The sequence below is a fragment of the Alteromonas sp. MMG017 genome, assembly GCF_018100795.1.
GTDB lineage: Bacteria > Pseudomonadota > Gammaproteobacteria > Enterobacterales > Alteromonadaceae > Alteromonas.
The window spans coordinates 246,363-261,883 of the sequence record NZ_JAGJDY010000007.1 but is presented as its reverse complement, the minus strand read 5'-3'; the positions used below and the strand labels follow the sequence as shown (position 1 = coordinate 261,883).

General features: G+C 42.8%; 14 protein-coding genes. 7 read left to right on the top strand and 7 right to left on the bottom strand.

From position 1 onward, the window contains the following. Nucleotides 1-4 precede the first annotated feature (4 nt). The 3 genes from J8L84_RS13055 (at nucleotide 5) to J8L84_RS13045 (ending at nucleotide 3,993) form a co-directional block, all read left to right on the top strand. On the top strand, nucleotides 5-1,186 hold the full coding sequence (locus J8L84_RS13055; protein ID WP_013783791.1) for an acetyl-CoA C-acyltransferase: 1,182 nt from the start codon (nucleotides 5-7) through the stop codon (nucleotides 1,184-1,186). 9 nt (nucleotides 1,187-1,195) lie between these two features. Next, entirely contained in the window at nucleotides 1,196-2,995 is a 1,800-nt protein-coding gene (locus tag J8L84_RS13050) for an acyl-CoA dehydrogenase C-terminal domain-containing protein (protein ID WP_057791416.1), read from the top strand. Nucleotides 2,996-3,066: 71 nt separating this feature from the next. Further along, nucleotides 3,067-3,993 carry an alpha/beta hydrolase gene (locus tag J8L84_RS13045; protein ID WP_211071068.1) on the top strand — a complete coding sequence of 309 codons (927 nt, stop codon included), beginning with the start codon at nucleotides 3,067-3,069 and terminating at the stop codon, nucleotides 3,991-3,993. A 134-nt stretch (nucleotides 3,994-4,127) separates the two neighbouring features. Here the strand turns inward: J8L84_RS13045 and J8L84_RS13040 are convergent, their stop codons facing one another. The 3 genes from J8L84_RS13040 to J8L84_RS13030 form a co-directional block, all read right to left on the bottom strand. Continuing rightward, nucleotides 4,128-4,523 carry a DUF3718 domain-containing protein gene (locus J8L84_RS13040; protein ID WP_013783794.1) on the bottom strand — a complete coding sequence of 132 codons (396 nt, stop codon included), beginning with the start codon at nucleotides 4,521-4,523 and terminating at the stop codon, nucleotides 4,128-4,130. A gap of 543 nt (nucleotides 4,524-5,066) precedes the next feature. Beyond that, nucleotides 5,067-6,023: a sugar-binding transcriptional regulator gene (locus J8L84_RS13035; protein WP_211071067.1), complete on the bottom strand. Its 957-nt coding sequence runs from the start codon at nucleotides 6,021-6,023 to the stop codon at nucleotides 5,067-5,069. Nucleotides 6,024-6,037: 14 nt separating this feature from the next. After that, the gene (locus tag J8L84_RS13030; RefSeq protein ID WP_211071066.1) at nucleotides 6,038-6,694 is read right to left on the bottom strand and encodes an HAD family hydrolase; all 657 of its coding nucleotides are present in this window, start codon (nucleotides 6,692-6,694) and stop codon (nucleotides 6,038-6,040) included. A 740-nt stretch (nucleotides 6,695-7,434) separates the two neighbouring features. On the opposite strand from J8L84_RS13030, the gene J8L84_RS13025 reads away from it, so the two are divergent. Beyond that, nucleotides 7,435-9,150, top strand: a complete 1,716-nt coding sequence (locus J8L84_RS13025; protein ID WP_211071065.1) for a hypothetical protein — start codon at nucleotides 7,435-7,437, stop codon at nucleotides 9,148-9,150. Between the two features lie 9 nt (nucleotides 9,151-9,159). After that, the gene (locus J8L84_RS13020) at nucleotides 9,160-10,674 is read left to right on the top strand and encodes a mannitol dehydrogenase family protein (protein ID WP_211071064.1); all 1,515 of its coding nucleotides are present in this window, start codon (nucleotides 9,160-9,162) and stop codon (nucleotides 10,672-10,674) included. A 163-nt stretch (nucleotides 10,675-10,837) separates the two neighbouring features. On the opposite strand, the gene J8L84_RS13015 is transcribed toward J8L84_RS13020, so the two are convergent. After that, on the bottom strand, nucleotides 10,838-11,230 hold the full coding sequence (locus J8L84_RS13015) for a DUF3718 domain-containing protein (protein WP_211071063.1): 393 nt from the start codon (nucleotides 11,228-11,230) through the stop codon (nucleotides 10,838-10,840). A gap of 192 nt (nucleotides 11,231-11,422) precedes the next feature. Next, nucleotides 11,423-12,325 (bottom strand): LysR family transcriptional regulator, encoded by a 903-nt coding sequence (locus J8L84_RS13010; RefSeq protein ID WP_013783800.1) that lies wholly within the window; start codon nucleotides 12,323-12,325, stop codon nucleotides 11,423-11,425. A 191-nt stretch (nucleotides 12,326-12,516) separates the two neighbouring features. Here J8L84_RS13010 and J8L84_RS13005 point away from each other — a divergent pair, with 191 nt between their 5' ends. Then, complete coding sequence (locus J8L84_RS13005; protein WP_211071062.1) at nucleotides 12,517-12,972, top strand: MaoC family dehydratase; 456 nt, start codon at nucleotides 12,517-12,519, stop codon at nucleotides 12,970-12,972. Between the two features lie 32 nt (nucleotides 12,973-13,004). On the opposite strand, the gene J8L84_RS13000 is transcribed toward J8L84_RS13005, so the two are convergent. Next, complete coding sequence (locus J8L84_RS13000; RefSeq protein WP_211071108.1) at nucleotides 13,005-14,123, bottom strand: mechanosensitive ion channel family protein; 1,119 nt, start codon at nucleotides 14,121-14,123, stop codon at nucleotides 13,005-13,007. A 367-nt stretch (nucleotides 14,124-14,490) separates the two neighbouring features. Beyond that, nucleotides 14,491-14,958: a hypothetical protein gene (locus J8L84_RS12995; protein WP_211071061.1), complete on the bottom strand. Its 468-nt coding sequence runs from the start codon at nucleotides 14,956-14,958 to the stop codon at nucleotides 14,491-14,493. 248 nt (nucleotides 14,959-15,206) lie between these two features. Between J8L84_RS12995 and J8L84_RS20470 the strand changes: the two genes are divergently transcribed. Beyond that, nucleotides 15,207-15,404 (top strand): hypothetical protein, encoded by a 198-nt coding sequence (locus J8L84_RS20470; RefSeq protein ID WP_247670764.1) that lies wholly within the window; start codon nucleotides 15,207-15,209, stop codon nucleotides 15,402-15,404. Nucleotides 15,405-15,521: the final 117 nt, after the last annotated feature.

Here is a 15,521-nt window from a genome sequence, read left to right as displayed (position 1 = left end):
CGCTATGCGCGATGCAGTAATAGTTAGTACCGCAAGAACGCCTATTGGCCGTGCCTATAAAGGCGCACTTAATAATTTACCAGCCCCTACATTAGGTGGTCATGCTATTCGCAACGCGGTACAACGTGCAGGTGTCGATCCTGCCAGTATCGACGATGTGATCATGGGCGCAGCCCTAACGCAAGGCAGTGGCGGCATGAACATAGGTCGCTTAGCGGCATTAGCAGGCGATTTGCCGGTGACTGTTGCAGGTATGACTTTAGACAGACAATGTAGCTCTGGCATGTATGCCATTGCTAATGCCGCAAACAGCATTCGCACTGGCGACACCAATATTATGGTAGCGGGCGGGTTAGATTCTATTTCTTTGGTTCAAACCAAAGCCATGAACATGTCTCGCGCGGTAGACCCTCAATTAGTGGCAAAGCATAAAAATATTTATATGCCTATGTTGCAAACTGCTGAAGTTGTAGCGCAGCGCTACGGTATCAGTCGTGACGTGCAAGACGAATATGCTTATCAAAGTCAAATGCGCACTGCGGCAGGTCAAGAAGCGGGTAAGTTTGACGACGAAATTGTGCCAATTACGGCCACTAAAGCCATTTTTAATAAAGAAACTGGCGAGACAAGTGAGCAAGAAGTGACGTTATCGAAAGACGAAGGTAACCGTCCCGAAACCCAACTTGAAGGTTTGCGTTCGCTGAATCCTGTGATTGAAGGCGGTTGTATTACTGCGGGTAATGCGAGTCAATTGTCGGACGGCGCTAGTGCTACCGTGATTATGGATGAACATTCTGCCGCTAAAGGCCAAGCGCAACCATTAGGCATTTACCGTGGTATTGCGGTAGCAGGTTGTGAACCAGATGAAATGGGTATTGGCCCTGTGTTTGCTATTCCTAAATTGTTAAAGCAACACGGCTTAACCATGGACGATATTGGTTTGTGGGAACTTAATGAAGCCTTTGCTGTTCAAGTGCTTTATTGTCGCGACAAGCTGGGTATTCCTGATGAATTACTAAACGTAAACGGTGGTGCAATTTCAATTGGTCACCCTTACGGAATGAGTGGCGCACGTATGGTGGGTCATGCATTAATCGAGGGCAAACGACGTGGTGCTAAATACGTTGTTTGTACTATGTGTATTGGCGGCGGTATGGGTGCTGCTGGTTTATTTGAAGTTATATAGGTATTTGGTATGGAAGGTTATAAAGCTCCACAACGCGACGCCATGTTTGTTACACATGAGCTATTAAACTATCAAGAACATTATCAAAAGCTTGGTTTTGACGAAGCATCAGAAGATTTGGTGTCTGCTATTTTCTCTGAAGCGGCTAAGTTTTCTGAAAACAGCCTAGCACCCATCAACATGTCTGGTGACGAAGAAGGGTGTAAGTGGGTAGACGGTGAAGTGACTACGCCTGCTGGTTTTAAAGAAGCTTATCAACAATACGTTGAAGGCGGCTGGCCAAGTATGTCTCACCCTGAAGAGTTTGGTGGTCAAGCATTGCCATACTCACTGTCATCTATTATTGCTGAATGGTTCTCGGGTGCTAACCACTCATGGGCTATGTACCCTGGCTTAAGCCAAGGGTGTATGGAAACCATCAAAGCACACGGTACTGAAACACTACAAAACCAATATTTACCAAAGCTTATCAGCGGTGAATGGACAGGTACCATGTGTTTAACAGAAGCGCATTGTGGCTCTGATTTGGGTATGCTTAAATGCCGTGCAGAACCACAAGACGATGGAAGCTACAGCTTAACGGGTACGAAGATTTTCATCTCAGCCGGTGAGCACGATATGTCTGAAAATATCGTTCATATTGTACTTGCCCGTTTGCCTGGCGCCCCAGAAGGCACTAAAGGTATTTCGTTATTTGTAGTACCTAAGTTCAACGTTTCTGATGAAGGCGAAAAGCTAGATCGCAACGGCGTTGCTTGTGGCAGTATTGAACACAAGATGGGTATTAAGGCTAGCGCCACCTGTGTGATTAACTTTGACGGTGCGAAAGGCTTTTTGATTGGCCAGCCAAACCGTGGTCTTAATTGCATGTTCACCTTTATGAACACTGCCCGTATTGGTACTGGCCTTGAAGGCTTAGCCGCTTCTGAAGCGTCTTTCCAAGGTGCATTGCGTTACGCTAAAGATCGTATTCAATTTCGTTCTTTAACTGGTCGTAAGAATCAAGATGGCCCAGCAGATCCAATTATTGTGCATCCTGATGTTCGCCGCATGCTACTTACGCAAAAAGCCTTTGCAGAAGGTAACCGTGCATTAGCAGCTTACTGCATGCAGTTGGTTGATGTGACCCTTTACGGTGATGATGCACAAGAGAAGAAACTGGCTGATACCAAGCTTGCTTTCTTGACGCCTATCGTTAAAGCCTTCTTGACAGAAACAGCGCAAGAAAGCACAAGCTACGGTATGCAAGTTTACGGTGGCCATGGTTTCATCAAAGAATGGGGCATGGAGCAGTTAGCACGTGATACGCGTATTTGTACTATGTACGAAGGCACGACAGGTATTCAAGCTATCGATTTATTAGGCCGTAAAGTGATGGGCTCTAATGGCGAATTACTGAATGTATTTGTGCAAGAAGTGCGTGAATATTGCGAATCGCTTCGCGGCAAAGCGCAGTTCAGTGCATGGACCAATGCATTAACGTCTCATTTAGATGAGTGGCAGCAACTTACCATGGATATTGGTAAAGCGGCAGCCTCTAATCCTGATGAGATTGGTGCTGCGTCGGTGGATTACCTAATGTACTCAGGTTATGTGACAGTCGCTTACTTCTGGTTGAAAATGGCTGTTAAAGCACAAGAACAACTTGATGCAGGTAGTACTGAGACCGAGTTCTATAAGAGTAAAATCTTAACCACTGGTTTCTATTTTGATCGCTTACTAACGCGCACCCGTTCACTTGTATCAGCCATGCACTCAGGCTCAGACAACCTTATGTCTATGCCAGAAAGCATGTTTGCTATCGAGTAAATACGATACGTAATGAAATGCCGAGCACCTGCTCGGCATTTTTTTCTTTACTGTTTTGCGAAAGGCTAGATATGCCACTAAACGCAGTAACACCTCACACCATTTCTATTCAACACCACCGTATTTATTATCTAGAAAGAAAAGGGCAAACCTCAGATAGCCCGTTACTTATTTTATTTCATGGATTCCCTGAAAATGCCCATGCATGGGAAGCGCTCATCAATGCCTTGCCAACTGATTATCATATTATTGCGCCTGATTTACCGGGCTACCATCAATCAGAGCCGTTAACAGATAGCAGCGATTACCAAGTTCCTTCCTTGGTTTCTCGAATGGGGGAATTTGTTGAAACAGTTAGCCAAGGTCAAAAAGCGATATTAGTAGGTCATGATTGGGGTGGGGCGATAGCGTGGCCGTTAGCCGCTTTTCAGCCTAATTTATTCCATAAACTGGTTATTTTAAATGCAGCGCACCCAAGCACCTTTACCCAAGCGCTTAAAACAAGTAGCGCACAACGTAAGAAAAGTGAATACATAAAAGCGTTAGTAGCAGACGATGCTGAGGTTGTCTTGCAGCAAACCGATTTTGCGTTGCTTAAGGGGATGTTAGGCTCTGCTATGTTTGACGGCGCCATGCCCAAAAATAAAGATCATAAGGCTAGCCCAGATAGCTACGGGCAAAGACTACTTCGTAGTTGGCGCAATACTCCAACATTGTCAGCCATGCTGAACTATTACCGAGAAATGCCACAAACTGCACCCGATGAGCACGCACCTGAAACAGAATTGTCACGCTTACGTGTACCGGTTCTACGCGTCACTTTACCTACATTGGTATTATGGGGGCGTTTAGATGATGCGTTTGATGAAGGTATCTTAAATGGTTTGACAGCGTACGTTCCCGACCTACGAATTGTGTATCACGATACGGCAACACATTGGGTTCATAGAGAGCAAGCGAGTTGGGCTGCAAAAGAAATAACTGATTTTGTAACGTAGGATTTTTTAAAAAGAAGTATGAGAAAAGCGATATTGGAAAAGGGGCGTGGCCCCTTTCGGGGCCACAAGCACGGCATCCTGCCGTTACCATGTTGAACTGCTGTATCTTTACATGGTGCGAAGTATCTTAAAAACTAGATACGTTCGTTAAGTTCGCTAGAGATAGGGCTTGATTGAAGACCTTGCTCAGCAATCCACGCTTGAAGTGTTTTACCGTCTGCTTCTGGGTTTTGTAGTTCACGGCTTGGCATTTTCTTAACCAAAAGTGTACCTACATCTACCGCGTTGTTTACGATAGCAGTACGGATTAGGCTGTTGCCGTTACACGAAATACCTGAATAGTAATCATGCAATTTTAATTTGAAATCTGATTGTACACGACGCATCTTTTTACGTAGTTCGCCTTTATCGTCTGCTTGAACGATAGTACAAATGTTGGCTAGCGCTTCGTTTACATCGGCTTGTGCTGCGTTAGAGAAAGCTAGAGTAGATGCTGCGATAACTAAAGAAGTTTTAACAATTTTCAACATGGTTAATTTCCTTTCGTATTTAATGTTTAATTTAAAGTTTGTCTGTTCGGTTCGGGAATAATTAAAAACCAAATGGGCAAGTCAGAAAACATGCAAGCAAATAACAAGGTATCCCAAAGTATACCTTATACGAAAGTTGTAGAGGTGTTGCTAGGTTCTAGCCCTTTATTTATAAGGTGCCAACTAAAGTATAAGAAAAAATTGAAACGGCAAACTTACGTCAATTTATCGGTGAAAAAAGCGAAAAATAAATTTGAAAAGGTAAATGGACGTGGGTTTTGCTCACCTAGCTAGCTCAGAATCGCTAATTTTTTACGTTTTATTTGAAATTTGTTGGATAACAAGCAGCGTTTAAGGAAAATTTGGTTTTATCAAGAAGAGTGGGCGTGGTGGTGGCGTTATTAATTAGCACAATCGAATGGCGGTGTTGAACTGCAGCATTGTATCACATTGAAAATAGGCGTAGATAAGTAACCAATACGATGACTCATCTACGCGCTAAGAAAAAACGCACTAAAAAATACGCCCTAAGAAAAAAGCCCGTTAGCTATTAAGCAAGGCTTGGGCAGTGGTTTCATTGGTAATGAGTGAATTGATAAGCTTGGAACGCAAGGCACCTAATATGGCATCTTTTTTATTCATACCTGCCGCAATTCCCACTACTGGTTTTTCTGACGCTAGGGTTAATTTGCTACTGGTTACCCTTCGATTCACTTCACAATCAACAATAGCGCCTTCACGATTGTAAACCCAACCGATAATCTCTCCAGTGGCACCCAAAGAAGACAAGCTTTGCGTTTCGTTATCATTAATGAACCCATCTACATGCAGTGGAGATGTGTTCCCCAAATTACCAATGCCTACAAAAGTAATATCTGCTTGTCGAGACAGTTTGTGAATACGCGCAATGTGAGCTTGTTGATGCAATTGTTCGCGCTCGGTTTCAGAGCCAGCAATAACAGGTAATGGCATAGGATAATGTTGGGCTTTTACTCTATCGGCAATGTGCACGGCTACATCATAGCGAGTAGCCTCACCGTTGTTGGCAATGTTTCCCACTAAAGACACAATTTTGTGCTGCGGGCAGCTCATCAACGCCAGTTCGTCAGCACACGCGCGTAAAACGCGGCCAGTACCAAACGCAATAGTCTGTGGTGAGTCAGATTTGAGCGAGCGCTCTATGGCACTGGCACCTGCTTGCCCCAAGCCTAAGGTAGAGTTTTCGTCGCCAACCACAGAGGGCACGACCTCACAAAATTGCAGACCAAAGCGCTGTTGAATAGTTTCAGCTAACTCCATGCAACGGGCAATAGGGTGCTCGAGTCGCACCTTCACTAGCCCTTCAGACATGGCCAGCGCCACTAAGCGCTGGGCACTTTGTCGAGAGGTATTTAAACGTTTCGCAATTTCGTCTTGTGTCTTACCGCCTACATAATAAAGCCACCCAGCACGAGCAGCTTCGTCAAGACGTTGATTTTCTAGTTGTTGTTTTTTACTCATTTATTCTTGTTCCATCAATCAGATACCAACATAGGGTAGGCTTGTATAAAGTTATCCCAATGTGAAATGGTTGTCGTGTGGTTTGTTGGCATATCCTTCAAATGACTTCCCCCCGTGTAGTGAATAACCTGCATGTTTGCGGCAATACCAGCCTCAATACCCGCAGGGGAGTCTTCAATAACAATACAGTGTTTAGGCGTAACACCCATTTTTTCAGCCGCGTATAAAAAGAGATCGGGGGCTGGCTTCCCGTGTTTCACAAGAGAACGTGTAAATATATTGCCAGTGAAATACTGGCTTAAGCCAGTACAAGATAAAGCGTACTCTGTGCGCTCCGGCGAACTGCTAGTAGCAAGACAATAGGGAACTTTTAGCCTAGATAGTAGGCTTTCAATGCCCAGAGTCGGCATTAAATCATTAGAAAAGCTTTGCTTAAGCAAAGTGTGAAATTCATCTTTAATTTGAGTGGTGACAGTCAGGCCAAAATCATGATGAATTTGCTGTTCAACATGTTGCATACTTTTACCAAGAAATTTACTGATAAAATATTCCGCGTTAATCGACACGCCATAAGTCTCAAGCAAGCGCTGCCAGCTTTGCATTGATAACACTTCACTATCAATTAACACGCCATCACAGTCGAAAATGACAAGGCTGCTTTCTATTGTCATGTAATTCCTTATGCCCACTTATATATTGCTAGAACAAATTAAAGCCCGAATGAAAGCCTAAATAAAAGTATCGCAGTGTATGCTATCCCTATTGTTTCCTAGGTGTTATTTCCAGTGTTCATTCTAGATACGCATGTACTCTACAAAGATGAAATTTTACGTATAAGCCCAGCAATAAACCACTTCAAGTTTACCTAATTAAGCTATTTATCACTTTTTATGACCATTTCTCACCATTCTTGTCAGTAGAATACTGCCACTAAGGTAAATGAGCGGAGAGTATTAATCAGGCTGCCAGGCCTTATTACTCTAAAATACTTATTTTACTTACGCATAACATATCGTGCCCTTACCGTGTTTTTAAGTCAACAAACCCCTGTGGACATAGCAATAGCAGTTCTACTTAAACAAGAATGAACCTACAAGTAATAACATTTATTGGATACAAATTAACTTGTTAACCGAATTATAACGTTAGGCTTGTTAATTCCGTTTACATTTAAACATCGATATGTAAGTATTGCTCCTGAGAAATAACTCACAGTGGTGGCAAATGCCCATCTAAGTTGACGGTTACTGAGCCAAACCTAAAAATTTCTAATTATGTTTTGGGTGTAGGCGTCGTTTTTATGAGTGTTAACGTACTGATAATAATATTCATAACAAGTGTAGTTTTGGTACCTAGCAGTAGAATGCGCAGCGGTCTTACCAAAGCGGTGAATAAAGTAGCGAGATAGAAAATGAAAACAGATTCAAGCAATGTCGACATTGCACAGATAGGTGACGAGCAACTCCCAGTTGCTAAACACCAATTGAAGGGCTGGAAGCACTTCATGGGACTTTATGCTGGTGAGCACGTTGCAGCCACCGAGTTTGTGTTTGGTGCTACCTTTGTTGCCCTAGGCGCAACCATGACCGACATTCTGTTTGGTTTACTTATCGGTAACATATTAGCGGTACTTAGTTGGACGCTAATCACTACGCCCATCGCCGTAGATACACGCCTAAGTTTATATACTTACTTGCACAAAATTGCAGGTGATTCGATGACGAAGCTCTATAACTGGGCCAACGTCATCATATTTACCGTCATATCTGCCGCGATGATAACCGTATCAGCGACAGCGGTCAGATTCGCATTGAATATTCCCGCCCAACTTGATTGGTATCCAACGAACCTTGCGTTTGTAGGTGTTGTTGCAGCGGTTGGCGTTATCGTGGTGTTTGTTGCCATGTACGGCTTCAACGCGGTGTCTGACTTTTCGCGTATTTGTGCACCATGGTTATTCACTATGTTTGTGTGTGGTCCATTAGTGCTTATGCCAGCATTGGCTGACGCAGTGATTGGTCAAACATTCTTAACAAGTTGGGCTGACTTTATGCACATAGGCTCTGTGTCGGTATGGACGGGTTTAACCCCCTCTGGTGAACAGGGCATTGGCTTACTTGAAGTTATTGGTTTCTCTTGGGCTGCCAACACCATCACCCATTTTGGCTTGATTGATATGGCTATGCTTCGTTTTGCAAAGCGTAAAGTATACGGTCTTACTACGTCAGCGGGTATGCTTTTTGGTCATTATGTAGCATGGATTTCTGCCGGTATTATGGGCGCAGGTACTGCTATCATCGTTCAAAAATCTATTACAGAATTAGATCCAGGTGACGTTGCATTCCACGCGCTAGGTTTATCTGGCTTGGTCATTGTTATCGTTGCTGGTTGGACTACTGCGAATGCTAACTTGTACCGTGCAGGCTTAGCAGCGCAGGCTATTTTTAAAGATAAATCTCGAATTAAAACCACCGCCACAGTAGGCATGGTTACCGTTGTTATCGCGTGTTTCCCATTCGTATTTACTAAACTACTTCCTTTATTAACTTATGCTGGACTATTAGTCGTTCCTGTTGGCGGCATTGTATTCGCTGAACACGTCATCTTCCCACGTATTGGTTACACACGCTATTGGGCACATTTCCAAAACTTAACGCACAGTACACCTGCGGTAGCGACCTGGGGATTAGGGCTTGTATTTGGTTTTGGTCTTAACGCATTAGATATTATTTCTTTCTACTATCTGTTTATTCCAACGTGGATATTCACCATTGTTGTCTACACCCTGTTGGCAGCAAAATATGGTGCAAAACGCCAATACGTTGAAGAAAAAGCAGAAATGGATGCGTTCGATAAAGAAGTTGAAGTGCAGCAGGAGCGTCAAGCCGCCGAGCTTCCAACCCCCGCAATAGACACTTCAATGTTATCGAAATTACTGCAAGTTGTGTCTTGGGGTAGCTTATTGGTGACGACGTTATTAGCCATTAATGCCTTCTCGTTAAGCCCAGATGTAGCCAATTACGAGAGTAACAGAGAACTGTTCTTTAACTTGGCTTTCGTATGCACAATTATTTACTTTACTACTGCTTACTGGTCAATGCGTCGCCACAAAGCACTTGCGAAATAGAGGTTTTTTATGCAACCAGCAACTAATATGCGTTTGAACCGTACTGCGTTATCTTCTCTTGATGAGAGCATCGCTGTACCTCAGTACGATGTATCTCGTGTAGAAGCCGGTATTGTTCATGTTGGCGTGGGCGGCTTCCACCGTGCCCACGAAGCCATGTACGTAGATGCGTATATGAACGTAACAGGTGACACGTCATGGGGTATTTGTGGGGTAGGGCTGCGTGAAGCCGACCGCCATATGCAATCACTATTAAAAGAGCAAGACTACCTTTATACATTGGTAGAAAAGCACGCAAATGGTGAACGTAAAGCCCGTGTTATTGGTGCCCTTACCGACTTTTTGATTGCGGGCGATAGCCCCATGGCCATCATTGATAAAATGGCGTCCGAGGCAATTAAAATTGTTTCGCTGACTATCACGGAAGGTGGGTATAACTTCGACCCCACTACCGGTGAATTTATTTCACAAAACCCTGATGTACAGCATGACTTAGCGAACCCAGAATCACCAAAATTAGTTTTCGGTTATTTAACGGCTGCGCTTAAAAAGCGTAAAAAAATGGGTCTTGCACCTTTTACTGTGATGTCGTGCGATAACATTCAACATAATGGTGATGTACTCAAAGCCATGTTGCTGTCTTATATTCGTCTTGCGGATACCGATTTTGCTAATTGGGTTGAGGAAAACGTAAGCTTTCCTAATTCAATGGTCGATCGAATTACGCCAGCGACAACCGATGAAGACAAAGCAGCATTAGTTGAATCAGGTATAGAGGACGCCTGGCCTGTAGTATGCGAACCGTTCGATCAATGGATTATTGCTGATAAGTTCTGTAATGAGCGCCCCGCGTTTGAAGATGTTGGCGCACAGTTTGTTGATAATGTGGCACCTTACGAAAAATTGAAGTTGAGAATGCTTAACGCGGGTCACTCTGTGTTGGGGTTAACGGGTTCACTTGCCGATCTTGATACAATTCATGAAAGTGTAGCCCAAACAGAACTTCGTTCTCTGCTAGCCACCTTCATGGTAGATGAAGTAATGCCAACCCTAGATCCGGTTGCAGGTATTGATGTTCACGATTACAAAAATATTTTACTAGCACGATTTGCAAATCCGTACATTAAAGATTCACTGTCCAGAATTTGTTTGGAAAGCTCAGCAAAAATTCCTGTGTTTTTGTTACCTACCATTCGTGAGAACTTAGCAAATGGTGGAAAAGTTGATATTAGTGCCCTAATACTTGCAGCGTGGAGTTTCTATTCAGATAAACGCACGTCGCAAAAAGGTACGCCGCTTGTTATTCAAGATCAACTTGCTGATGAATTGCACAACGCTGCTTCACGTTACCAAGATGATGCTTTGTCTTTCTTGAAAGTGACCAGTGTTTTCGGTGATTTAAGTGATGAAGCAGGCTTCACGCCTGTATATCAAGGTTACTTGAGCCGAATTTATAGCGGTGAGTCTATTTTAGAAATAGCTAAATCGCTAACAAGTGCTCCAAGCGAGCCAGCGCTCGTCTAGTAGATACAAAGAAAAGAGGCGACCTTGTGGTCGCCTCTTTAAGTGCAGATTACTCTGCAACCATGTTGAATCTTTTCACATGGTATGTGAATTCTTTAACTACAGCTCAAGGCTGTTTATAAACGTCCGCTCAAGGCTATTTATAATCTTCCGCTCAAGGCTGTTATAAGCGTCCGTTCAGGACTGTGGCAATTTCGTTACCTTCCAAGCCATTTTCAGAAACCCATGCTTGCAACGTTTTACCGTCAGTTTCTGGTGCTGATAAATCACTCTTTGGCATCTTCTTAACTAGCAGTGAACCTGCTTCTACAGCGTTGCTTAGCATTGCTGTACGTATCAGGCTGTTGCCGCTACAGCTAACACCTGAATAATAATCTTTTAGTTTAAGGCGGTAATCTGATTCTACAGAACGCATTTTCTTGCGTAGCTCACCTTTATCATCTGCTTGTACGATAGTACAAATGTTTGCTAATGCTTCGTTTACGTTGGCTTGCGCCATGCCAGATACACCCAAAGTTGCTGCGATAACTAGCGAAGTTTTAACGATTTTCAACATGGTCAATTCCTCGGTTTAATTTAAAAGTATGTTCGTTCGTTGGGTTCTATTAAACGCAAAATAATTGAGGTTAGAAAGCCTGGGTCTAATACTAAGGTATATAGTTTAATATCTAAGTGGCGTTGAAAAGAGAGGCGCAAAAAAAAGGCACACCACTAAAAGAGGTGTGCCTTGGAGAATAATGAGTAAACGTTAGTGGCTTTTAAAGTGGCTCGACACTTCCATAATCTGCTCACGCATCCACATATGGGCGTAATCGTGATCTGCACTCACGTGCCAATATAAGAAATACTCGACGGTAGGTAGGTCGAAAGGTAATTCATAAATGGCTAAGTCGTAATGCTTTGCCAAATGAAATGGCAAACAAGCTATAAGGTCGGTTTTCACAATTGTGCTGGGCACAGTTAGAAAGTGTTGGCTTCGCATAACTTCTTTACGGCGTTTACCCATTCTATCTAGCGCTACATCAATAGGGCCTGCACCTGATTTACGTTGCGACACATTAATGTGACCTAAGCGTAAAAAGGTGTCTAAATCTAAACCGTTCTTTAAAGCCGGGTGATTCTTTCGTGCTAACACCACAAATCTATCTTGCGCTATTTTCTCTTTGCATAAATGCGGATCGCTGAATGTAGACGCGTCGGCGAAGAAATCCAAGGTGCCGCTGGCCATCGCAGATACTATCTGACTACGAGGGATCTCGTAATTAGTTAGGCTAATATTGGGCGCTAGGTTTTGTAACCGCGACACCAGTCTTGGCATAATGCTAACTTCTAGTAAGTCTCTGCTAGCAAAATTAAATGCCTTTTCTGCCGTTAAAGGGTCAAACGTATGACTCTCTTGCACGCTTTTTCTTAGCAAGGCTAAGGCTTGTCTCGCAGGTACAATAATATTCTGTGCAACAGGGGTGGGTGTCATGCTATGACCAGTTCTTACGAACAAAGGGTCATTCAACATTTCCCGCAAGCGAGCCAGTGAATTACTCACCGCAGGCTGTGTAATACACAATACATCAGCTGCTTTTGTTAGGCTTCCCGCTGTATATATGGCGTCGAATACGGCGAAAAGGTTTAAATCAATTCTATTAAGATTCATTGCGCAATCCTTGTCTGGCGAGTGCCAGTATGAAAATACCAAAAAGTTACCGGCGAATTCTTTGGGTTAATATTATTTTTACCTTATTGTAACAAGGTTATTTATAAATACCTATTATTAAAAGTTAATTGAAACATTCAATACATCAATAGTACTGTTCGTCTTAAATTAACTACCATTGGTCAAAAATTATGAAAACTCTCATCGACTTAGAAGTTGGGGAAACCCTTGAACAAGCTGAATGGCTCACCATTTCGCAAGACATGATTAATCAATTCGCTGAAGCTACGGGTGACTATCAGTGGATACACCTTGATACTGAACGGTGTAAAAAAGAAAGCCCATTTAGAACTACTATTGCGCATGGCTTTCTAACCGCGTCGGTTATGCCTAAGGCCTTTGAAGGTGTACTTGCAGCATCTGACAAAATTGCATCAACCATAAACTATGGTATCGATTCATTACGTTTTTTAGAGCCGGTGAAATCAGGTGATGCAATAAAATATCACTTCAAATTGGTAGAAGTTGTCAATAAACCCGCTGGAAAGCTATTTAAAATGGAATCAAGTTGCGTGCTGGCCTCGTCAGGCAAACCAGCACTGGTGGGGACTTTTCTCATGTTGGCAGTAATGCAACCTAGCGAGTAAGAAAGTAGCTGTGAGTACTCTATATTTGTACTCTACCGGCTAGGAGGCTCGTTAGCGTTGTTGGGGATGTTGGTAGTTTGAACATCAATACGCGGGCTCTCTTGGTCGGTATTAATGGCGCGTATCGGATAGGGAATAATAATCCCTTCTGCGGCATATCGCTTATGTAATGCCTTTATAAACGCTGATTTTATGAAGAAGCGGTGGAAGTACTCTTTTGCTCTTAACATCACCGTGAAATTGATGCTGGAATTATCAAAGGTGTGGTACACCACGAAGGTATCGTAATCGTCTATTCCCCATTCGTGAGAAACCAATATTTCTTTGGCGACCTCAAGGGTGACCTTTTCTACGTGCTCAAGATCAGAGTTATAATGTACACCTACATCGACCGGTACTGATAACTCTTTACTCGGGTAGAAATAATTAATTATTTTTGATTCCGCTAATACACTATTTGGCACAATAATAGTGTTATTGGGTAACATTTTTATCCATGTGGAGCGCCAACCAATACGCTCTACAAAACCTTGTTCTTTGCTCTCTAGTTCAATGAAGTCGCCTACTCTAATAGGCTTGTCCATAACCAGTTGTACCCCTGAAAAGAAGTTTTCCAAAGTGGGTTGAAGGGCAAGCGCAACGGCCAGCGATGTGATACCTAACGACGCGATAATGGGGGTAATTGAAATGCCTAACGTACCCAACATAATTAATATACCAATGCCTACGATAAGGCCTTTCACTATACCTTTAATAATGCCCGTGCTACTTCGAAGTGAATCTGAGCGCTGTGTTTGATTGGCAAGTAATCCAACAGCAAAACGATTTAAGAAAAAAATCGCGGCAGTGATCAGTAATATTTTCGACGCAAGGGAAATAGAGGTCGCATAGGACGCGTTTACAATATCGTACTTATCGAACAGCCAGTTTAAAATCCAAATATCGATGACGAAAATAAGGATAGTGAGGGGCAGGTTTAAAGAGTGCGCCAGTAACGAATCGTAGAAATGTGAAGTGCGATCGGTAAGCGACAAAAACTTTCGTAGAAAGATTCGCTTAGTTAAGAACATGAAAAGGTTCGCAAGTATCACAGTAACGGTGATAACTAATTCAGGCACTAACAGTAAGCCTGCAAAGTTAACTTCTGGCATGGCTTTCCCTTGACCAATAACATACAAATACGCAACGAAGTCATTCACACTTCAACTGTCTAAAAGCAATGCGTGAATATATACACTTATATATGCAGCAAATAACGTTCCAGCCAAATTTACTTAATTGAACCTAGAAAGTAATTAAGAGTATCGGGGTTAACTATTATCTGCACAGTCGTGGGTTGTTATTGCCATAGACCTTTCAGCACGGGCTGTCGCGGCATGTTTGTGGTTTTCTTAAAAGGCGTGTCAGTGCAAGGCTGCGAAGAAGTAAGCAGGGAGATCGTTTGATTCAATGCTAAACAAATGCATTAAATTAGTGCAAATCTTTTATCTTTCTTTTTGTGTTTTCATCTTCAAATCGTTAAAAAGACATACCAATTGCAAGACCGGCAACCACCGCGCTTTCGTGATTTCTATGATAGTCGTAGTGCAGTTGCGGCGAGACCGTAATGCCAGATATCTCAAACTCATATAATAAACCTAACCGTGCAACTTCCATTTTATGGCTACCGTGAAATTCTACCCCAGGGCCAATCTGGGCGATAAAGTGGTTAGTAATGTGAAGGTCCGCAACCAGTAAATAGGTGTAGGCGTCTAAATCTTCAAATGCATATTCGGCCACGAAGCCAAGCCCCAAGAAGTCGCTGATACGATATTCATAATCAATACCTAGGGTAAACGCGTTACCGCACTCTTCTGTATATGTTGTGCCTACAAGGGCGGAAAGATGATGAGGTGACGTTTGCCAATGATGAGCATTTCCTTTTGCAGCAACAGTGGGGGCAAATGCCAAGGCTGTAATCAATCCTATAGCTATTTGTACTCGCATGGTGTGCTCACTACTCTTTATAAATTGATGGTGTATGAATAGAAAAACGCTTCTAACACGCCTTAAATCGTAGGTAAGATATTGAAACCTTACAAATGAACTTTAGTTGCAATGCGCATACAACAGATAAATTAGTCATTCCACTTTGATGACTTAAATAGGTAAACTCTAGGCAAGGGACGCTAACTAGACAGGCAACTGAAAGCTAATCTAGAGGCAATAACGAATTAATAGTAAGGAGCGCTGCGATGAACAACGAAGAAGAAACGACTAAGTTTATAGAGGCTTGTACTACTCAGCTTGTTAGTTTATACAACGCAAGTAAAGAGGGAAAAAACGTAGATGCAGATAAACACCGAGTTCAAGGGTTTATGCATGCAGGCGAGCTTCTTGGGGTAATAAGCAAAGGCGAAGGGCAGGCGCTTATCGCTGAGTTACACTTATAGGTTTTTGGAGAAACTATTGACGAAAGAGCAAAAAGAAAGAGTAAACTGGAAGCGTTAAAGGCGTCAGATCCAGATGCCTATATTGAAATTCCAGCGATAGAAAGACGTTAACTGGCA